Raw genomic sequence first — 20,513 nt, 5'->3', positions numbered from 1 at the left:
CCCCCCCCCCGCCCCCCACCCCCCACCCGCGGTGAACGGACTCAGACCTGCTGGTCGCGGCTCGCCAGCCCGGCCGGCGCGGCGGCCAGCGCCGCCTGGATCGCCTCGACCAGGGCCAGCGCCGACTCCTCGGTCAGTTCGACGGCGACCCGGGAGCCGGGCCCGGCCGCCGGGTTCAGGAAGTCGATGTTCAGGGTGTGGCCGTACGGGGCGTGCGTCGGATGGTCGACGTAGACGCTGGTGTCGGTGACCGGGAACCAGCCGTTCGCCCCCTTACCGCTGCCCTCGACGGTACGGGTCACCGTGACGTACGTGCACATGCCGGCCTCCTCAGACGTTCAGGTGACGGTCGAAGAACGCGCGGACCTTCTGCCAGCCGTCGACCGCCGCCTGCGGCCGGTAGCTGGGCCGGTCCACCGCGAAGAAGGCGTGACCGGCGCCGTCGTAGCTGTGGAACTCGTGCGGCTTGCCGAGCCGGGTCAGTTCCCGGTCCAGTTCCGCCACCTGCTCCGGCGACGGGTACTGGTCCTCCGCGCCGAACATGCCGAGCAGCGGGCAGCTCAGCGACGGCGCCTGGTCCAGCAGCGGGCGTACCCGGAGCGGAAAGTCCTTTGGCGGATCGCCGACCACAAACGCGCCGTAGCAGTCGACGGCGGCGTCCAGCGGCAGCCGGCAGGCGGCGAGGAACGCCTGACGTCCGCCCGAGCAGTAGCCGATCACCCCGACCCTGCCGTTCGCTCCGGGCAGTCCCCGCAGGTGGTCGGCGGCGCCGCCCACGTCACCGACCAGCCGGTCGTCCGGTACGCCGCCCTGCGCCCGCGCCACCGCCGCCGCGTCGTCCGGGCTCGCCCCGGGCGCCTCCCGGCTGTACAGGTTCGGGCAGATCGCCGCGAACCCGTAGCTGGCCAGCCTGCGGGTGATCTCCTTGGTCGGCTCGTCGTAGCCGGGCATGTGGTGGATGACCACCACCCCGCCGCGCGGTTCCGACCCGAGCGGCTGGGCCAGGTACGCCTCGATCTCGTCGCCGTCCGCCCCGGTGATCCGGACCGTTCCGGCCTGCATCGTGTCCTGCACGTCGTGCTCCCGTCTGTCCCACCGGGATGGTCCGATGCGTCCCCCGGCGTGATCGTTAGCCTAGGGCAACGATCTGGGTTCCGCCCGGCGGAACCCCTGGCCAGACGGTTTCCGGCACAGTCGCCCACGTGCCCAGGTGCCGCCGTTCTTTGTCGGACTGTGCGCAGTCCGTTCCGTCCGCCGCCCCCCGCCCGTAGTCTGCGCTGGCGAAGGCGCGGCCGTAGCCGTCCGCCGCGCCGCCGCCGCGCCGGGAATGGACCAGCAGCCGAGGGGGCAGCGTTGAGCAGCGGGTCGGCGACCACCGGACGCCACACGTCACGGCGGATCAACCGGTTCCTGTCCGAGGCCCGGCTCGGTTGGGTCGACGCCCGGCTGATGGTCCTGATGCCGGGGCGGGAACGGGCGCTGCGGTTCCTCGCGGTGCTGCTCTTCGCGCAGCGGGCGAGCTACGTGGTGCCGGCGTTCGTCGGGATGACCACGTCGGCGGAGCGCTACCACAGTCCGGCGCTCAACGTGACCCTGCTGGTCCTGATGCTCTCCTGGAACGTGGCACTCGGCGTCCGGGTGTGGCGCCGGGGCTGGTTCAGCCGGGCCGACGTGCTGGTGGACGTGGCGGTGGCCGTCCTGCTCCTGGTCGTGGTCAACGCCAACATCCGGGGCGGCTACGAGTTGACCGCGGCGAACTGGGCCGGCAAGTTCGCCCTCGGTACGGCGGCACTGGTCGGCGCCGTACTGGCGCTGCGGGAGGTGTTCGTCGGGCTGGCGGTGCTCCTGGTGACCGCGGTGGCGGCCGCCGCCGTGCAGATCGGCGGGCTGCCGCCGTGGGAGTCCGGCTTTGTCAACCACGTGAACTCGAGCATCTTCTTCGCGCTGATGCTGCACTTCATGCGCCGGTTCCTCGGTGCCCAGGCGAGCGCGGTCGACGAGGCGACCCAACACAGACTGGCGGCGGAGACCGCGACGGCGGCGAACGCGGCCCGGTACGCCGAGCGTCTGCACCACTACCGGCGGCTGCACGACACGGCGCTGGCCACCCTGACCGCGATCGCCCGGGGCGGGCTGGACCACCGGGCCGTCGAGGTCCGGCGGCGGTGCGCCCGGGAGGCCGACTACATCCGGCAGTTGCTGACCGAGGACCAGGCGGAATCGGTGACCACGCTCGGTGCGACCCTGGCCGAGGTGGTCGCCGACGCGGGCGCCCTGGACCTGCGGGTGCACCTGCGGTCGGTGCCGGTCCCCGCCCAGGTGCCCCGGCACGTGGTGGAGGCGATCCGGGACGCGACCCGGGAGGCGTTGAACAACGTCGCCCGGCACTCCGGCACCCGCGAGGCGTGGCTCACCGTCGACTGGCACGACGAGGTGCTCGCGGTACGGGTGGTGGACCGTGGGGTTGGCTTCGACTCGGAGCGGGCCGGCCCGGGGTTCGGGTTGCGCCGGTCGATCGAGGGGCGGATCCGGGAGATCGGCGGCGAGCTGCGGCTCTTCTCCGAGCCGGGGCAGGGCACCTGCGTCGAGCTGCTCTGGTCCGAGCACGGTCCACAGGGACTCGATCCCGATCCGGCGTTCGACGAGCCGGTGGTCAGCCCGGGGCCGGGCGTGGAGCCCAGGTCGGGTGTGGAGCCCAGGTCGGGGGCCGGATCGCCCACGACGGGATCAAGCCTGACCGCCCAGAGTGGGTGATCCGGCCCCCGACCCGTCCGCCCCTGACCCGTCCGCCCCTGACCCGGGCCCACTCCGCTCCGACCAGCGCAGCCCGTCCTCGCGTACCCGGTCGGCGAGGTCGAGTTTGGTGTACGTCGGCCGGCCCACCTCGTGGTACTTCGCCTTGACCCGGTCCAGGTAGCCTCGCGCGGTGGCGGGCTGGATGCCGACCTTGCGGGCCGCCGCGTTCAGGGTCATCCCCGACGCGTACGCGACGAGCACCGCCCGTTCCTGCGGGGCGAGCCGGGGCCGGTCCGGGCGGGTGTCGGACGACCAGGCGAAGGCGAGTTCGGGGGAGTGCGCGACCTCGCCCCGGGCGACGGTACGGATCGCCTCGGCGAGCGTCGGCAGGTCGTGGTCCTTGGTCAGATATCCGGACGCCCCGGCCCGCATCACGTCGACCCCGTGCACGGCGTGCGGTACGACGCTTACGACCAGCACCGCCCGACCGGTCGCGACGAGCCGGTGGACGTTGTCGACCGGTGCGGAACCGTCGGCCAGGAGCAGGTCCAGGACCACCACGTCGGCGGGTTCCCGTTCGGCGGCGAGCAGTCGGTCGACGGTCGGGGCCGCGCACTTGAGCCGCAGGTCGGGGGCGGATCCGAGCCAGGCGGCGACACCGTCCAGCAGCATCCGGTCGTCGTCGACGACCGAGACGGATATCAACGACACTCGCTGGCACCTCACCCTCGGCGGCGATCGCGACGTCGGGATCGATGGATGGCGGGAACCGGATCCTAGACCGGTGAGGATGTCTCGTCAAGACAACACTTCTGCACTCTGGTACCAGTTGACCACGGTGCGTGACCATCGCCCCGGAGTCCGGGGGAACATCACGCGGAACCGGCCGGCCGGTGGTCCGACCGGCGGGCGGAGTGGGGAGGCACCTGGTGAACGGGACGACGGTCGGATTCGTGGAACTCGTCCGCGCGGCGGTGGCCGCGGGTCGCCCGGCCCGGGTGCCGGTCACCGGGGCCAGCATGCTGCCGGCACTGCGGTCCGGCGTGGTCCTTGTCGAACCGGTTCACTGGGGCGAACTGCGCCCCGGCGACGTGGTCGCGTACGAACACGAGCGGAACATCGTCGTACGCCGGCTGGTCGCGCAGCTCGGCGACCGGCTGCTCACCGCCGGCGACAACCTTCCGCTGTACGACCCGCCGGTGCCCCGCCACGCCCTGGTCGGTCGGGTGTCCGGGGTTCCGGACGAGCCGCCGTCCGGGCTGCCCGACGGGCTGTCCGGGAGGCTCGGCCCACGGGGCGGCTGCGGTGGCCGCCGGCCGGTGCCACCGCTGCGGAGCGTCACGCTCTGGTTGGCCGGTGCGGCGGCCCGGACGATCGAGGAACGGGACCACCCGGCGCCGGAGACCGGGGTGCTCGACGGGGTGCTCCGGGTGCGCCACCTGGCGGACCGCACCCTCGACCCCGAGCGGTTGGCCCGGGCCGTCCACGCCCTGCCGGGCACGACCGTCGGCATCTCCGCCACCGCGGTACGGGGGGTGGCCGGACTGCGGACCGGGCTGACGGATCCGGGACCGCGTGCGACGGCAGGCCTGGACATCGTGCTCGGCTGCCGGTACGCGCCGCTGTCGGCGCCGCACCCCCGACCCGACCGGGAACCGCCAGCCACCGCTGCCGTCGACCCCGCTGCCGGCGGTCCGGTGGCGGACCGGTGGCAGCAGGGCGAGCCGCTCCTGCCGGCCGACGCGGTACGGCACCACCTGCGGGTCGGCCCGCCGCTGTGCGACATCCCGGCCCCGGTGGCGGTCCGTGCCGTCCTCGCCGCCTTCGGCGTCGGTGTGCCGTACGCACTGGCGGCCGTTCCGGCGATCACGCCGGTCGCCCTACCGGCGAGGGCCCGCTGACCGGGATCTAGCTCACAGGGCCAGCCGACCCGGGACACGGGGCGGGGTGGACCCGTAGACTGAGCCGACAACTTCATACCTCATCCAGAGGGGCTGAGGGATACGGCCCGTTGACGCCCCGGCAACCACTTCGCTGTCTCGATGACGAGGCCCCGCGAGGCAGGTGCCAATTCCGTCCCCGCCGCGTGGTGCGGCGCAGGGAAAGATGAGAGGACGGCCTCGACATGACGTCGATCATCGACGCGACCCACGCCCAGACCTCCCCGGTGGCCCCGAACCCCGCCCGTGTCCTGGTCTGTCGCGGCTGCGGCACCGAGTACCCGCTCGTCGCGCAGCACGCCTGTTACGAGTGTTTCGGCCCGCTGGAGGTCGGCTACGACCAGGCCCTGCTGGCCCGGGTCACCCGTGCGCAGATCGAGGCCGGCCCGGACAACCTCTGGCGGTACGCCGCCCTGCTGCCGACCGGTCAGGACCCGAGCACCCGGGTCACCCTCGACCCGGGCATGACCCCGCTGGTGCCGGCCCTCGGTCTCGCCGCCGAGCTGGGCATCCGGGCCCCGCTGTGGGTCAAGGACGACAGCGCGAACCCCACCCACTCGTTCAAGGACCGGGTGGTGTCGGTGGCGTTGACCGCCGCCCGGGGACTCGGCTTCACCCGGTTCGCCTGCGCGTCGACCGGCAACCTGGCGAACTCGGTGGCCGCGCACGCCGCCCGGGCCGGCGTACCGTCGATCGTCTTCATCCCGAGCGACCTGGAACAGGGCAAGGTGGTCACCACCGCGGTCTACGGCGGTGACCTGGTCGCGATCGACGGCTCGTACGACGACGTCAACCGGCTCTGCGGCGAACTGGTCGAGACCGACGAGTTCGAGGACACCGCGTTCGTCAACGTCAACGTCCGGCCCTACTACGCGGAGGGTTCGAAGACCCTCGGGTACGAGGTGGCCGAGCAGCTCGGCTGGCGGATCCCCGAGCAGGTGGTGATCCCGATGGCCAGCGGTGAGCTGCTCACCAAGGTCGACAAGGCGTTCAGCGAGCTGGTCGAGATCGGACTGGTCGAGGCGCCGGCGAAGGGGTGGAAGGTCTTCGGTGCCCAGTCGGCCGGCTGCAACCCGATCGCCACCGCCCTGCACGCCGGCACCGACGAGATCACCCCGGTCCGGCCGACCGGTATCGCGAAGTCGCTCAACATCGGCGACCCGGCCGCCGGCCTCTACGCCCTGGAGGCGGTACGCCGTACCGGGGGCTGGATGGAGTACGTCGACGACGACGAGATCCGGGCCGGGATCCGGCTGCTGGCCCGGACCACCGGCGTCTTCGCGGAGACCGCCGGTGGGGTCACTGTCGCGGTGTTGAAGAAGCTTGTGGAGAACGGTCGACTCGACCCCGACGCGGAGACCGTCGTCTACAACACCGGCGAGGGCCTCAAGACCCTGGACGCGGTCGCCGGTCAGGTCGGGCCGACGTACCGGGTCAAGCCGTCGCTGCGCGCGGTGCGCGACGCGGGTCTGCTGGGCTGATTTCCAGAAAACTCGGCTGATTCCCAAAAATCTTGCGCCACGTGTCCGTGTGGCGACCGAGCAGATGCACGTGCAACTTGCAGGTGAGATCCGTTCGGTCGCCCCGGAACGTCTCCGACAACCCCTGACGGATGCGGTGTGTAGCTGCCGTTTTGCCGCAGGTGACGAAAACACTCCGCCAGGGACTTGACGGCTGCATCTGCAGGACGCAAGATGCTCCGTGCGGGAGGGCGCTTCGCCGTAGACTTTCTAAGCTCTTACGACCCAGCGCCGGAGGCGTTGTGCGGGCGTCCCTCCCGACCAAATCTTTGTCTACCGGTTGACGCCGGCGATCGATCGCCGCCAACCGGTGTTTTCTGTTCAACGACGCTCCGGTCGCCGGGTAACGGCGATAATCGGTCGCGATCTCGGCGCCGCTTCGGCACCCTCGGTTCATGGACATCGTGGTCAGCGCCTTCGACCCGCACGACGACACCGCCGTCGAGCAGGCGTACCGGATCCAGACCGAGGTCTGGGCGGACCAGCAGCCCGACGCGCCGCCGTACTGTCGTCAGCGTTTCGTCGGCGGACTGCGGCATCCGATGCCGGGCGACGAGCAGCGGCACATGCTGGCGTACCTCGACGGCGTGGCCGTCGGCTACCTGGAGATCCGGCTGCCGCAGTTGGAGAACCGGGAGAACGCCCAGGTGACCCTCTCGGTGCTGCCGGCGTACCGGCGGCGCGGGGTCGGCCGCGCGCTCTACGACCACGCCGTCCGCCTCGTCCGCGCCCTCGGTCGCAAGCGTCTGCTCGGCGAGGTGTTCACAATGAACCCGGACGGCGCCGCGACAAGCGCCGGTGACGCCTTCGCCGCCGGGCTGGGGGCGCACGCCGCGCTCACCGACATCCGTCGTCGACTCGACCTGACCCGGCTCGACGAGCCGGAACTCGACCGGCTGTTGGCCGCGAGCCGGGCCCGCGCGGACGGCTACACGACGGTCTTCTGGACCGGTCGGACCCCGGACGAGTATCTCGCCGACGTCGCCTACCTGGACAGTCGGCTGATCGAGGACGCCCCGCTCGGCGACGTGACCTGGGAACCGCCGGTGCCGGACGCCACCCGGATCCAACAGGCGGAGGACGCCCTGATCGCCCGGGGCTCCCACTGGTACAACTGCGGCACCCGGCACGACGCCACCGGCCGGCTGGTCGCCTGGACGGCGATCAACATGAGCGCCAGCTCCGACACACACGCCTTCCAGTCGATCACGCTGGTCGAGCCGCGCCACCGGGGTCACCGGCTGGGCACCCTCGTCAAGATCGAAAATCTCCGGTACGTCATGGCGCAGCAGCCGGCACTGCGGATCATCGACACCCACAACGCCGCGACGAACAGCTACATGATCTCCATCAACGAGGCCCTGGGCTTCCGCGCGGTCGGCGGCCTGACCAGCTGGCAGGTGACCCTGTAGGTGCCGTCGCCCCGGTGACCTGCCCGATCCTCCGGGCAGGTCGGCGCGGGTCGCAGGCTGGGCCGGGGCGGGCGGCTGCGGCATGATGACGGGATGACGGAGACCCCGCACCCGCTCTTCACCCGGCACGCCGACACCCTGGAGCGTGCGCTGACCGCCATCACCGAACGCGGCTACTGGTCGGCCTATCCCGAGTCGCCCAGCCCCCGGGTGTACGGCGAGACCGCCGCCGCCGACGGCGAGGCCGCGTTCCGCGCGTACCTGGCCGGGAAGTTCCCGCTCGACCAGCCCGGCACCGTCGACTGGGTGACCACCGAGACGAGCCCGTTCGGCATCGAACTCGGCGTGCAGTACCCGCACGCCGACGCCGAGACCCTGCTCGCCGCCGCCGCGACCGCGCTGCCCGGCTGGCGGAACGCCGGCCCGCAGACCCGGGTCGGGGTCTGCCTGGAGATCCTCGCCCGGCTGCACGCGCACATCTTCGAACTCGCGAACGCGGTCCACGCGACCAGCGGCCAGGCCTTCGTGATGGCCTTCCAGGCCGGCGGGGCACACGCCCTGGACCGGGCGCTGGAGTCGCTCGCGTACGCGTACCGGGAGATGACCCGGCACCCGGCGGCCGCGACCTGGGAAAAGCCGGCCAAGGGCGAGCCGCTGCGGATGGCCAAGACGTTCCACGTGGCGCCGCGCGGGGTGGCGCTCGCCATCGGCTGCAACACGTTCCCGACCTGGAACACCTACCCGGGTCTGTTCGCCTCGCTGGTCACCGGCAACCCGGTGGTGGTCAAGCCGCATCCCCGGGCCGTGCTGCCGCTCGCCATCACCGTCCGGTACGCCCGCGAGGTGCTGGCCGAGGCGGGCTTCGACCCGAACCTGGTGTTGCTCGCCGCCGAGGCGCCCAACGAGCGGCTCGCCTCCACCCTCGCGCTCCGCCCCGAGGTGCGGATCATCGACTACACCGGCTCCACCGAGTACGGCGACTGGCTGGAGGCGAACGCCCGGCAGGCCGTCGTCTACACCGAGAAGGCCGGGGTCAACACGATCGTGGTCGACTCCACCGACGACTTCGCCGGCATGTGCCGCAACATCGGCTTCTCGCTGGTGCTCTACAGCGGACAGATGTGCACCACCCCGCAGAACATCCTGGTGCCGGCCGCCGGCATCAACACCGACCAGGGGCACAAGAGCTTCGACGAGGTCGCCGCCGGGATCGCCGGGGTGGTCGGCAAGCTCACCGGAGACCCGGCCCGGGCGGTCGAGCTGACCGGCGCGGTGGTCAACGACGGCGTACTGGCCCGGCTCGACGAGGTTGCCGGGGTCGGCGAGGTGGTGCTCGCCTCCCGGACGGTCGACCACCCGACGTACCCGGGCGCGGTGGTCCGTACCCCGCTGATCGTGAAGCTCGGCGCGGACGCCGTGTCGACGTACGGGCGGGAGTGGTTCGGCCCGATCTCGTTCGTGATCGCCACCGACTCGACCGACCACAGCCTGGCCCTGTTCCGGCAGACTGTCGGTGAGCGGGGCGCGCTGACCGCCGCCGTCTACGCCACCGACGAGGCGGTACTCGACGCCGCCGAGACCGCCGCCATCGAGTCCGGTGTGCACCTGTCCTGCAACCTCACCGGCGGCGTCTTCGTCAACCAGTCGGCGGCCTTCTCCGACTTCCACGGCAGCGGCGCCAACCCGGCGGCGAACGCCGCCCTCACCGACGGCGCCTACGTCGCCAGCCGCTTCCGGATCGTCCAGTCCCGCCGCTGAGCGGCGAGGAAGGCCCCTTCCCGCCTCGGGAAGGGGCCCCTCCTGGCCGGCGCCGGTGGTGGCGTGCGGGTCAGGCGGCCCGGGACATCTGGAGTTCGCGCAGGGCCGGCACGGTCGGGTGCGGCACGCGTACGCCGGTGTCGACAAAACCGAGCCGCTGGTACGCCCGTACCGCCCGGTTGTTGCCGACCACGACCTCCAGCAACAGTTCGGGCCGTCCGACCGCCCGGGACCAGTCCGCCACCGCGTCGACCAGGGCGGCGAGCAGACCGGTGCCCCGCCAGGCCGGGGTGAGGTAGACGGCGAAGACGACCGTACGCCCGGGTTGGCCGGGTGCGGCCTGGCCGCCGGCGTGCCCGACCAGCCGGCCGTCGACCTCGGCGACGAAGGCGGCACTGCGGTGCCCGGTCGCCATGGTCGCGATCCGGGCCGCGTACTCGGCGTGTGACCGGGCCGCCGCGTCGGCGAGGGTCTCCAGGAAGGCCAGCGGCGAGTCGGCGAGCATCTCCAGTCGGAGTGCCCGCATCCGGGCGGCGTCGGTGAGCCGGATCCGACGTACCGTCGGCGGCCCCGGCGGGTGCGGGAGCGCGCTGGTCGGCAGCGGTGGTTCGGCGGGGCCGTCGGGCGGTGGGCCGGCGGCGGTTTCCGGAGCGGGAGCCGACACGTCGGTCATGGTCGCACGTCGTAGTCGGGAGCATTTCGACGGGTCACCGCCGGGGTGCCGGGGCGGTCAGGTGGGCGGTGACCTGCGCAGCGACGGTCGCCGATAGCCGGGCGGGTGGTGTCGGGCGTCCGGTACCCGGCTCGCTGACCGTTTTGGACTAGTGCGCTGCCGCCCGACCTTGGTGTACGGTGCGGATTCGGCCGCTTGATTTGTTCGATCCGTCAAGGGGAGTGACAGATTCGGCGGTCCCGGCAGGCGTACGTCGACGTCGGGCTTGGTCAGCCCCGGCGCGAAGTAAGGAAGTGCACCGTGGCGCAGGGCACCGTGAAGTGGTTCAACAGCGAAAAGGGCTACGGCTTCATCGCGGTTGACGGCGGGCAGGACGTTTTTGTCCACTTCTCCGCGATCCAGATGGACGGTTACAAGGCACTCGACGACGGTCAGCGCGTCGAGTTCGAGATCGCCCAGGGCCAGAAGGGCCCGCAGGCGGAGCAGGTCCGGGTCATCGCCTGAGCCGGCGGGCCGCGGTCGTTTCCGTTCACCGGGCAACCCCGGAGCCCCGGCCCGTTGACTCACGCTCTCTCCTGGCAAGCCCTGACCTGCGGGAAACCCGGGTCAGGGCTTGATCTGACGCGCCAGCGGCACGGCTGCCGGACGCCGCGCCCGGTGACTCGACCAGATCTGTGATCCGGTGGGGCCGGCTGCGCTGGTGATCCGACCCGTGTCGGCGGATTCCGGCGCGACATCGTGTTCATTCGCGGTATTTCCGGGTGGCCCGGCGGGTCGTGTCCCGAGCCGGTTGTCCGCGATCTCCGCGGGACCGGGACGTCCGATCGCGGCGCCCTCGGTCGCCGATCGCGGGATGCCCGACGGGCGGCAGGACGGACCGGCCGGTGTCCGTTGTTGATCTTTCGGTCCCGGCTCGACCGGGCACGTCGACCCCGCCACCCCGGTCGCCGGTCGGCTCCCGTCGCCCCGTCGCCCCGACGTCCTCGCCGGGGGTGGGTCCCCCTGCCTCGTTCCGCCCGCCTGCCGGCCTGCGGCGGGCCGTCGCGGCGGTCCTCCGGTCCGGTCCACTCGCTTGCACTCGGCATGGGAGAGTGCTAAACAAGTGATTGGCACTCGCGCGTCGCGAGTGCCAGAGGTCGGGGCGGTAGGGCCACGGTCGCGGGTTCGTCGTACGGGCACGCGGCACATGGCCGGTCGTCGCGGGCTGTCCGGCCCGGCCAACGGACGTCACTGTCGCACAGTGCGACGGAGTTGACCAGGCGCTTCAGCGCCGGGGACGGCCCCGTCCGCCAGTGCCGTAGTGACGTCCGAAGGTGCGTAACCAGGCGGCAGGTCGGAGCCGACGAGACTCCGGCGGCCGTGAGTGTCCAGGAGGACAACGCCGTATGGCCAAGATGATCGCGTTCGACGAAGAGGCGCGCCGCGGCCTCGAGCGGGGCATGAACACCCTCGCCGACGCCGTGAAGGTGACGCTGGGCCCCAAGGGCCGCAACGTCGTGCTCGAGAAGAAGTGGGGCGCCCCCACCATCACCAACGATGGTGTGAGCATCGCCAAGGAGATCGAGCTCGAGGACCCGTACGAGAAGATCGGCGCCGAGCTGGTCAAGGAGGTCGCCAAGAAGACCGACGACGTGGCCGGTGACGGCACGACGACGGCGACCGTCCTCGCCCAGGCGCTGGTCCGCGAGGGCCTGCGCAACGTCGCGGCCGGCGCGAACCCGATGGCCCTCAAGCGGGGCATCGAGGCCGCGGTCGCGAACGTCTCGGAGGAGCTGAGCAAGCTCGCCAAGGACATCGAGACCAAGGAGCAGATCGCCTCCACCGCCTCCATCTCCGCTGGTGACACCAGCGTCGGCGAGATCATCGCCGAGGCGATGGACAAGGTCGGCAAGGAAGGCGTCATCACCGTCGAGGAGAGCAACACCTTCGGGCTCGAGCTGGAGCTGACCGAGGGTATGCGCTTCGACAAGGGCTACATCTCGGGGTACTTCATGACCGACCCCGACCGGATGGAGGCCGTTCTCGACGACCCGTACATCCTGATCGTCAACAACAAGATCTCGACGGTCAAGGACCTGCTGCCGATCCTCGAGAAGGTCATGCAGTCGGGTAAGCCGCTGGCCATCATCGCCGAGGACGTCGAGGGCGAGGCCCTCGCGACCCTGGTCGTGAACAAGGTCCGGGGCACCTTCAAGTCCGTCGCCGTGAAGGCGCCGGGCTTCGGTGACCGCCGCAAGGCCATGCTGGGCGACATCGCCATCCTGACCGGCGGCCAGCCGATCAGCGAGGAGGTCGGCCTCAAGCTCGACGCCGTCGGCCTCGACATGCTGGGCCGCGCCCGCAAGGTCGTGGTGACCAAGGACGAGACCACCATCGTCGACGGTGCCGGCGACGCCGACCAGATCCAGGGCCGGGTCAACCAGATCCGGGCCGAGATCGAGAAGAGCGACTCCGACTACGACCGTGAGAAGCTGCAGGAGCGCCTGGCCAAGCTGGCCGGCGGTGTTGCGGTGATCAAGGTCGGCGCGGCCACCGAGGTCGAGCTGAAGGAGCGCAAGCACCGCATCGAGGACGCCGTGCGTAACGCGAAGGCGGCCGTCGAGGAGGGCATCGTCCCCGGTGGTGGCGTGGCGCTGGTGCAGGCCGGCAAGACCGCGTTCGACAAGCTGGACCTCGCCGGTGACGAGGCGACCGGCGCGCAGATCGTCAAGCTCGCGCTGGACGCTCCGCTGCGGCAGATCGCCGTCAACGCCGGCCTCGAGGGCGGCGTCGTGGTCGAGAAGGTGCGCAACCTGGAGGCCGGCCACGGCCTCAACGCCGCCAACGGCGAGTACGTCAACCTGCTCGAGGCGGGCATCATCGACCCCGCCAAGGTGACCCGGTCGGCGCTGCAGAACGCGTCGTCGATCGCGGCCCTGTTCCTGACCACCGAGGCTGTGGTGGCGGACAAGCCGGAGAAGAACCCGGCCCCGGCCGGTGCGCCGGGCGGCGGGGACATGGACTTCTGAGTCCAGACTCCACGTCGTGAGGGGCGGGCCGCGCGAGCGGTCCGCCCCTTCGTCGTACCCGGCGTTCGCCTGTGCCCCGCGGCATACCCGGCGGGTCGGCTGTCGTCAGCTCGGCAGCCGTCGCTGGTTCCGCCGCTTCGCCGCCCGGCTGAACGGTCTGCCGACCTCGACCGGGACCTCGACCGACTCCCGGTCGTCGACCGCCCCACGGGCCTGGGCCCCACCGAGGTCCCCTGGATCGTCCCCGGGTACCGCCGCGCCGGCACCGTCGACAGCGTCGTGCCGTCCGACGACGTCGTCCTGGCCGAGCCGGGGCACCGGGGTCTCGGCGGCGGGCAGGTCCGTCGGCGGATGCGCCACCGGACGCAACTTGTCCACCGGGTCGTCGTCATTCGCCATGAGTGCCTCCTCCCCGCAAACGGTAGGAGGTGACCGGCGGTGCGAATGGGTAAATGGCGGTTTGTAGGTACACATCCGTTATCAACCGTGCTCGGCTGATCAGAGCTGCTTGCGGTAGAGGAAGAACACCCGCTCGACGGTCGCCCCGGCAGCCCGGGAGTAGAACGGGACCGGCCCGACCCAGCCGATCTGGGCCCGACGGTGGCCCGCCGCGTACTGGTCGCGCAGACAGCGCCGCAGCAGCACACTGCCGATCCCCAGCCCCTCGGCGGCCGGCGCGGTCCCCATCGGCCCGAACCAGCTCGGCCGGGACGAGCCGTACGCGGCGAAACCGAGCAGTTCCGGCTCCCCACCCCCCTGCGGAGTACGGACGGCGAGGTGGCAGCCGGCGTCGTCCGGCCCGACCGAGTGCGCCAGTTCGGCGTCCCAACTGCCGCCGAAGGTGTCCCGGGCGAACCGGGTCAGTTCCGGCACGTCCGCCGGTCCGGCACGCCGTACCGTGACACCCTGGGCGGCCAGCCGCTGTTCGGCGGCGGCGGTGGAGCGCAGCGCCGGCGAGGACTCGTCGGAGAGGTCGGCGGTCATGTTCCAGGCCGTACCGTCCGGGGTGTAGCCGAGCGCCAGCGCGGTGCAGACCGCCGGGGTGTACCGGACGTCGATCCCCGGCCACGCGTAGTGCGGCGCGTTGCCGGCGATCCGTACCTGGGCGGCGCCGAGTCCGGCGAGCGCCGCCTCCACCGACCGCAGCAGCGCCCGGCCGATGCCCCGCCGCCGCCGGTCGGACCGGACGACGAACAGGTCGACGTGCCCGACGGCCGGGTCGCGGTACGCCAGCGAACCGAGCGCCGCGCCGACCACGGCACCGTCGGCCAGGGCGACCACCCCGGCGGTACGCCGCCGCTGCGCCGACCCGGGTGGTGGGGTGTCGTCCCGCAACCGGGCCACGATCTGGGCCGCCTCGGCGGCGTCCTCGGGCAGGTCCAGCGCGTCCGTGCAGAGCTGGACCACGGCCGGCACCTGGGCGTCGGTGAGCGCGACGATCGAGAACTCGGCTTCCATGATCGCCGACGATAGGTCATCGGTCGACCGACGTACAGGTTCGTCGGCGTCGCCGGTCGGAGTGCTCACCGCCCCTGGTCGAGCTGCTGGGCCGCCCGGACGGCGGCGTACGCGTCCACGATGCCGGCGCCGGAGATCCGTGCCGGCCCGCCGCACTCGTCCGCCGGCTGGCGGGAGCGGAACGTCGGGTCGACCGGTGCGGCGGTGTCGCGCAGGATCCGGCCGGTGGTCGCCAGGTCGCCGACCAGCGCGGGATTCGCCGACCACATCAGCGCGACGACCCCGGCCACGTGCGGGGCCGCCATCGACGTACCGCTCTGCGCGCCGTAGCCGCCGCCGGGCAGGGCGGACAGCACCTCGTCGCCGGGCGCGACCAGGTCCGGTTTCGCCGCCCCGCCCGGCGCCGGACCCCGGCTGGAGAAGAACGTGACCCGCCGGTTCCGGTCCGTCGCCCCGACGGTGAAGACCTCCGGGTACGGCGCGGGCGGATCGTCGAGCGATCCGCAGCCGGGACCGGTGTTGCCGGCGGCGGCGACGAAGAAGATGCCGGCGGAGGCGAGCGCGGCGGCGGCCGGCCGCAGCGTCTCCCGGGCACAGCCCTCGATCGGCGGACAGCCCCACGAGTTGGTCAACACCTGTGGCGCCCGTTCCGGCCGTCCGGCACTGAACGGGTCGGCGCCGGGCGGGTACGGCGCCAGCATGAACTGCAGGCAGTCCAGGTAGTCGGCCGGATTGCCGAGGTTGCGGTCCAGGTTGACGCAGCCCACCCAGCGGGCTCCCGGCGCCACCCCGACGTGCTGACCGCCGACCGCGGTGGCGAGGGTGTGCGTACCGTGACCGCCGTGGTCGACCGGGGCGCGGGTGCCGTTCCACGGGTCGTGCCACGAGTCGTCACCGCCCCGGAAACCGGCGGCCAGGGCCGGATGGGTTCCGTCCACCCCGGAGTCCGAACTGCCCACCACGACGCCCGTACCGTCGATGCCGAGCTCGGCCCGGACCCGGTCGGCGCCGATCGTCGTCAGGTTCCAACCCGGTGACGTCGGGGCCGGGTCGTCGCCGCGTGCCGGCCCGCCCCCGGCCGGCAATCGCCGCAGCCGCTGGCTGACCAGCACCCGGGCCACGTCCTCCCGGCGGGACAGCCAGGCCGCCACCGCCGGACCCCCGTCCGTCTCGATCGCGTTGACCAGGTAGTACGGCGTGTGGTTCAGCCGGAACCGGGTCAACTCCCGGCGCAGATCCGCCTGGGAGGACCGGGCGGTGTCGACCAGTCGGCGGTAGACCTCCCGACCCCGGGCCTCCCGGCCGGCCGGACCCGACGCACCCGCCACCCCGGTCAGGTCCGCCTGCTGGCGGAGCACCACGAAGAGCCGTTCACCGTGCCAGCCCGGGCTGCCGAGCCCGACGTACACCGCGCCGGCGCCGAGCAGCAGGACACCGGTCACCGCCACTGCCACCGGCCGGCGGGGCAGTGCCGCCGTGGACCGGCCGAAGCCGACGCCGTACCCGACGGCGAGCAGCACCGCGACGGCGAGCGAGCCGAGGGCGGCGATCGCGGCCCAGTACGGCACGTCGCGGGTGACCGCCAGCAGCAGGGTGATCTCCTCCGGGTCGACGAAGGCCAGTGGACCGATCGCGGCGATGCCGACAAGCCAGCCGCCGGCGGTGTCCGGCCGGACAGCCGCGCCGTCCGCCGATGACGGCGCGCCGGCGGACCGGGCCCGGCCGACCGCGTGCAGCGCGGCGAGCGCGAATCCGGTTGGTGGCAACACCAGGAGTACGGCGAGTTGGGTGCCGGACTGGCCGGTGCCGGCGGCGAGCAGGGCGAGCGCCACCCCGGCCACCAGCCCGCCGAGCAGGACGAGTCCGGTGCGGGAGCCGCCGGGTTCCGGCGCGAAGGCGGCCCAGAAGCCGGTGTGCAGGACGGTCGCGGCCAGCCAGCCGACCGTGGCGGCGGCGAGCAGGGCGAGCACGGTCTCCAGCGTGCCGCCCAGTGCGCCGACCCAGGCCCAGGGCAGCAGCAGGGCCAGTCCGGCGGCGGTCCCGAACAGGACCGCACCCAGCTCGGTACGGGTCCGAGCCGTGGCTGCCCCGAGCAGGGATGGCTGTACTCCCTGCCCGGCCGGGGACCCGTGGACCGGTTCGCGGGCCGACCTGTGGATTCCGCTGCCGAGCCGGCGGATCAGCACCGTGGCCAGGGCTGCCGTCGCGGCGAATCCGGCGAGGTACACCTCGTGCGCGGTCGTCGGGATCGCCCGGAGGGTCAGCAGCACGCCGAGCGTGATCGCGCCGAGCAACCAGGCCCGGCCGGTGGCGCGTACCGCCGGGGAACGGGGCAGGAGGGCCAGCAGTCCGGTCGGCACTCCCACCAGTAGGGCGTTGGCCAGGCCGATCGCCGGCCAGAGCCAGACCGGCCGGTCCAACCCGGCGACGAGCAGTGTCTGGTCGACGGCCCACCCGACGGTCTGGGCGACCACCGTCACGCCGACCGTCCAGAGCCCGACGAGAACGGCGGCGACCACCGGCCAGGGGCTGCTGCCGGCCACCCCGACGGCCACCGGATACGGAGGCGGCGGATACGGGTACGGCGGGACAGCCGGGGGTGGGTACGGCGGCGGCACGGACGAGGGCCCGGGCGGCGGGGAAGCACCGGGCGGCGGGGAAGCACCGGGCGGCGGGGAAGCACCGGGCGACGGGGACGCACCGTCCTGCATGCCGCGAAATGCTACGACGTCCGGCCACCCCGGCGGGTCCGCGTCGCCTTCCCCCGCACCGTCCTCCGTGGACGCCCCGTCGGGTGGGTAACTCAGTCGGCGGAAGCCGTAGGGTCGCCGGCCTCCTCCTCGGCGGCGGCGTTGTCGTCCTGGGCCGCGCTGTCGTCCTCGGCTGCGCTGCGGAGCCGGTTGACCAGCTGCTCCAGTGCGGCGACCTCGGCGCGCAGCGCCGCCCGACCCTGCCGGGTGAGCCGTAGCCAGGTACGGGGGCGCCGGCCCTCGTACCCCTTGGTCACCTGCAGCAGGCCGGCGTCCTCCAGGATCCTGAGGTGGCGGTTCAGGTTGCCGTCGGTCAGCCCGAGTTCGTCGCGCAGGGTTCCGAACCCGCACTCGCGTACCTCGCTGAGCACGGTCAGGATGGCGAGGCGTACCCGTTGGTGGACGGTGTCGTCCAGGGCGAGGGCGGGATGCGCCGCCGGGGCCTGCCGGTCAGGCACCCGGGACCTCGGTGGTCCGTACCGGTCGGGTGGTGCGGCGGGCGGCCCGCAGCGCGCGGACGGCGGCGAAGCTGACCAGCGGTAGCGCCATCAGGACAAGATAGTGCCCTGGTCGGAGGGCGAGTTCGCCGCCGAGCGAGGTGTCGCCGCCGCCGAGGAGTCGGGTGGCCCAGGGCGGCAGGTAGCCGAGCGTGCGGGAGCCGCAGAGCCAGGCTGTCAGCAGTGCGATCCAACCCCCGGCGATCGCGAGGGCGACGCTGCGTTCGGCCCAGGCGAGGGCGAGCACCGCCGCCGCGACCGGGAGCAGCGGGGTCAGCAGGCCGGGCCACCAGAAGTCCGGGGTGGCGGCGCCGAGGTGGTCGGCGGCGATCCGCCGTTCCGGTACCGCCGCGAGGACGGCGAGCAGTGCCAGTACGCCGAGGCCGGTGGCGGCGAAGACCGGCCAGGCGACCCGTAGGCCCAGCCGGCGGGCGCGCCAGGCGTACCAGGCGCCGGTCGCCGCGAAGAGCAGCGGGATCCCGACGAACCAGAAGACGTACGACAGCACCGGGTCGTGTTGCTCGTCGCGCAGCCCCGCCCAGTAGGGGTGACTGATGGTGATGCTGGTGGGTGTTCCGAACGGGGTGCGGTAGAGCAGGCTGCTGGCCAGCAGCAGCGTGGCGACACCGAGCGCCGGCAGCCAGGCCCCGGCGTGTGCCCTGTCCCGGGTACGACTGCGGAGTCGGTCCAGTTCGGCGAGCGTACGGGCCGGGTGGGTGTGCTCCGGTGGGTGCATGACCGCCCCCTTACTTTGCATCCGTTATCTACTCTGCGATGCAAAGCATATGCCTGTCGACACCCCAGGACAAGGAGGACCGGTCACCGGAGTTGGTCGGCGAGGGGCACTGCCCCGACGAGAAGCGACAGGAGGGGGCCTTCCCCACCGACGGTGGGCGGCTAACGTGGACGGGTGCGTGACCCCAGCGTTTCCCGGAACACGGCCGGAGAGTTGTCACCCGCCCGTCGGGCGGCCGACCTGCGACGGCTGCGGAGTGAACGGTTCGACGTACTCGTCATCGGTGGTGGGGTGACCGGGGCGGGCGCCGCGCTCGACGCGGCCTCCCGGGGGCTGAAGGTGGCGCTGGTCGAGGCCCGTGACTACGCCGCCGGCACGTCCAGCCGGTCCAGCAAACTCATCCACGGCGGGCTGCGCTACCTGGAACAGCTGGAACTCGGGCTGGTCCACGAGGCGCTGACCGAGCGGGGCCTGCTCGCCACCCGACTCGCGCCGCACCTGGTCCGTCCGGTGCCGATCCTGGTGCCACTGCCGGCCGCGGACGGACCCACGGCGCTGCCGAAGCGGGTCTGGCGGCGCTCCTACTACGGCACCGGGGTCGCCGCGTACGACGCCTTCGCCGGGATCTTCGGCGGCGGGCGCGGCATGCCGCTGCACCGGCACCTCAGCCGGGAGGGCACCCGCCGGATCTTCCCGAGCCTGCGCGCCGACGCGGTCTCCGGGGCGATCCGCTACTACGACGGCCAGGTCGACGACGCCCGGCTGGTGGTCACCCTGGCCCGGACCGCGGCCAGCCTCGGCGCGGCCGTGGTGACCAGCGCCCGGGTCGTCGGCCTGAACCGGCAGGCCCGCGAGGTGACCGGGGTACGGGTCCGGGACATGGAAGCGCCGGCGCAGGGGAACGGCGAACCCGCCGAGTTCGAGGTGAACGCCCGGACCGTGATCGCCGCCACCGGGGTGTGGAGCGACGACATGTCCGAGCTGCTCGGCGACGTCGGCGTCCGGCGCGGGCTGCGGGTCCGCGCCTCCAAGGGGGTGCACCTGGTGGTGCCCCGCTCGGCGATCACCGGCGAGGCCGGGCTGATCCTGCGTACGCCGACCTCGGTGCTTTTTGTCCTGCCCTGGGGCGGGCACTGGATCATCGGCACCACCGACACCGACTGGCGGCTCGACCGGGCCCACCCGGCCGCCTCGGCCCGCGACATCGACTACCTGCTCGACCAGGTCAACACCGTGCTCGACCGGCCGTTGACCACCGACGACATCGAGGGCGTCTACGCCGGGCTGCGCCCGCTGCTGACCGGCGAGGCGGACTCGACGTCGAAACTGTCCCGCGAGCACGCGGTCTTCGAGCCGATGCTCGGGCTGCTGCTGGTCGCCGGCGGCAAGTACACGACGTACCGGGTGATGGCCGCCGACGTGGTCGACAAGGCGGCCCGCCGGCTCGGCAACGTCCGCGCGTCCCGCACCGCCGACCTGCCGCTGCTCGGCGCCGACGGGTACGCCGCGCTGTGGCGGGACCGGGCCGACCTGGCCCGCCGACACGGCGTACCGGCCGGGGTGGTGGAACACCTGCTGGAGCGGTACGGCAACCTGACCGGCGAACTCCTCGCCATGGTCGACGCCGAGCCGCTGCTCGGATCACCGCTGGCCGGGGCACCGGAGTACCTCGCCGCCGAGGTGGTGTACGCGGCCCGGGCCGAGGGCGCGCTGCACCTGGACGACGTGCTGACCCGGCGTACCCGGATCTCGTTCGAGACGCCGCACCGGGGTGCCGAGTCGGCCGAGCAGGCGGCCGAACTGATGGGCCGGGTGCTCGGCTGGGACGCCTCGGTACGGGCCCGCGAGGTCGAGCACTACCTGGCCCGGGTGGCGGCCGAGCGGCAGTCGCAGCGGATGCCGGACGACGCCACCGCGGACGCGGCCCGGCTCGGCGCTCCCGACGTACGCGGTCTGGCCGCCGACCGTGGCGCGGGTGTCGGGCCGGACGGGGCACAACTGTCGGGTTGAGCGACGGGCCGGCCG

17 protein-coding genes and 1 riboswitch are annotated in these 20,513 nt (G+C 72.8%); of the genes, 8 read left to right on the top strand and 9 right to left on the bottom strand.

The window, feature by feature from the left end; translation table 11 throughout:
* Positions 1-41 precede the first annotated feature (41 nt).
* Together ABGB05_RS05160 and ABGB05_RS05155 are read right to left on the bottom strand one after the other, a co-directional pair.
* Positions 42-320 (bottom strand): DUF6295 family protein, encoded by a 279-nt coding sequence (locus ABGB05_RS05160; RefSeq protein ID WP_347651966.1) that lies wholly within the window; start codon positions 318-320, stop codon positions 42-44.
* A 10-nt stretch (positions 321-330) separates the two neighbouring features.
* Entirely contained in the window at positions 331-1,074 is a 744-nt protein-coding gene (locus ABGB05_RS05155) for a dienelactone hydrolase family protein (protein ID WP_347651965.1), read from the bottom strand.
* A gap of 279 nt (positions 1,075-1,353) precedes the next feature.
* On the opposite strand from ABGB05_RS05155, the gene ABGB05_RS05150 reads away from it, so the two are divergent.
* Complete coding sequence (locus ABGB05_RS05150) at positions 1,354-2,754, top strand: ATP-binding protein (RefSeq protein WP_347651964.1); 1,401 nt, start codon at positions 1,354-1,356, stop codon at positions 2,752-2,754.
* Here the strand turns inward: ABGB05_RS05150 and ABGB05_RS05145 are convergent.
* Positions 2,728-3,447 (bottom strand): response regulator transcription factor, encoded by a 720-nt coding sequence (locus tag ABGB05_RS05145; protein ID WP_347651963.1) that lies wholly within the window; start codon positions 3,445-3,447, stop codon positions 2,728-2,730. The genes ABGB05_RS05150 and ABGB05_RS05145 overlap by 27 nt on opposite strands.
* A gap of 218 nt (positions 3,448-3,665) precedes the next feature.
* Here ABGB05_RS05145 and ABGB05_RS05140 point away from each other — a divergent pair, with 218 nt between their 5' ends.
* The 4 genes from ABGB05_RS05140 (at position 3,666) to paaN (ending at position 9,366) form a co-directional block, all read left to right on the top strand.
* Positions 3,666-4,637, top strand: a complete 972-nt coding sequence (locus ABGB05_RS05140) for a S26 family signal peptidase (protein WP_347651962.1) — start codon at positions 3,666-3,668, stop codon at positions 4,635-4,637.
* Between the two features lie 77 nt (positions 4,638-4,714).
* A riboswitch (SAM riboswitch) is annotated at positions 4,715-4,849 on the top strand.
* 12 nt (positions 4,850-4,861) lie between these two features.
* Positions 4,862-6,157: a threonine synthase gene (thrC, locus tag ABGB05_RS05135; protein ID WP_347651961.1), complete on the top strand. Its 1,296-nt coding sequence runs from the start codon at positions 4,862-4,864 to the stop codon at positions 6,155-6,157.
* A 434-nt stretch (positions 6,158-6,591) separates the two neighbouring features.
* Entirely contained in the window at positions 6,592-7,608 is a 1,017-nt protein-coding gene (locus ABGB05_RS05130) for a GNAT family N-acetyltransferase (protein ID WP_347651960.1), read from the top strand.
* Positions 7,609-7,701: 93 nt separating this feature from the next.
* On the top strand, positions 7,702-9,366 hold the full coding sequence (paaN, locus tag ABGB05_RS05125; RefSeq protein WP_347651959.1) for a phenylacetic acid degradation protein PaaN: 1,665 nt from the start codon (positions 7,702-7,704) through the stop codon (positions 9,364-9,366).
* 70 nt (positions 9,367-9,436) lie between these two features.
* Here the strand turns inward: paaN and ABGB05_RS05120 are convergent, their stop codons facing one another.
* On the bottom strand, positions 9,437-10,039 hold the full coding sequence (locus ABGB05_RS05120; RefSeq protein ID WP_347651958.1) for a GNAT family N-acetyltransferase: 603 nt from the start codon (positions 10,037-10,039) through the stop codon (positions 9,437-9,439).
* Positions 10,040-10,339: 300 nt separating this feature from the next.
* Here ABGB05_RS05120 and ABGB05_RS05115 point away from each other — a divergent pair, with 300 nt between their 5' ends.
* A complete protein-coding gene (locus ABGB05_RS05115) occupies positions 10,340-10,543 on the top strand; it encodes a cold-shock protein (RefSeq protein WP_095568160.1) in 204 nt (67 codons plus the stop codon).
* Between the two features lie 881 nt (positions 10,544-11,424).
* On the top strand, positions 11,425-13,047 hold the full coding sequence (gene groL, locus ABGB05_RS05110) for a chaperonin GroEL (RefSeq protein ID WP_347651957.1): 1,623 nt from the start codon (positions 11,425-11,427) through the stop codon (positions 13,045-13,047).
* Between the two features lie 105 nt (positions 13,048-13,152).
* On the opposite strand, the gene ABGB05_RS05105 is transcribed toward groL, so the two are convergent.
* From ABGB05_RS05105 to ABGB05_RS05085, 5 genes are all read right to left on the bottom strand, one after another.
* Positions 13,153-13,446, bottom strand: a complete 294-nt coding sequence (locus tag ABGB05_RS05105; protein ID WP_347651956.1) for a hypothetical protein — start codon at positions 13,444-13,446, stop codon at positions 13,153-13,155.
* Between the two features lie 99 nt (positions 13,447-13,545).
* Entirely contained in the window at positions 13,546-14,505 is a 960-nt protein-coding gene (locus ABGB05_RS05100; protein WP_347651955.1) for a GNAT family N-acetyltransferase, read from the bottom strand.
* 65 nt (positions 14,506-14,570) lie between these two features.
* Positions 14,571-17,048, bottom strand: coding sequence for a S8 family serine peptidase (locus ABGB05_RS05095; protein WP_347651954.1), 2,478 nt, complete (start codon positions 17,046-17,048; stop codon positions 14,571-14,573).
* Positions 17,049-17,308: 260 nt separating this feature from the next.
* Positions 17,309-17,713: a transcriptional regulator gene (locus tag ABGB05_RS05090; protein ID WP_347651953.1), complete on the bottom strand. Its 405-nt coding sequence runs from the start codon at positions 17,711-17,713 to the stop codon at positions 17,309-17,311.
* On the bottom strand, positions 17,706-18,488 hold the full coding sequence (locus ABGB05_RS05085) for a hypothetical protein (protein ID WP_347651952.1): 783 nt from the start codon (positions 18,486-18,488) through the stop codon (positions 17,706-17,708). Before ABGB05_RS05085 ends, ABGB05_RS05090 begins: the two co-directional genes overlap by 8 nt.
* Positions 18,489-18,662: 174 nt before the next feature.
* Between ABGB05_RS05085 and ABGB05_RS05080 the strand changes: the two genes are divergently transcribed.
* Complete coding sequence (locus ABGB05_RS05080; protein WP_347651951.1) at positions 18,663-20,498, top strand: glycerol-3-phosphate dehydrogenase/oxidase; 1,836 nt, start codon at positions 18,663-18,665, stop codon at positions 20,496-20,498.
* Positions 20,499-20,513 lie beyond the last annotated feature (15 nt).

It is taken from the genome of Plantactinospora sp. B5E13 (genome assembly GCF_039871775.1).
In the GTDB taxonomy this organism is placed as follows: Bacteria; Actinomycetota; Actinomycetes; order Mycobacteriales; family Micromonosporaceae; genus Plantactinospora.
Note: the sequence above shows the minus strand (reverse complement) of the source record. Positions and strands in the feature narration are given on the sequence as shown.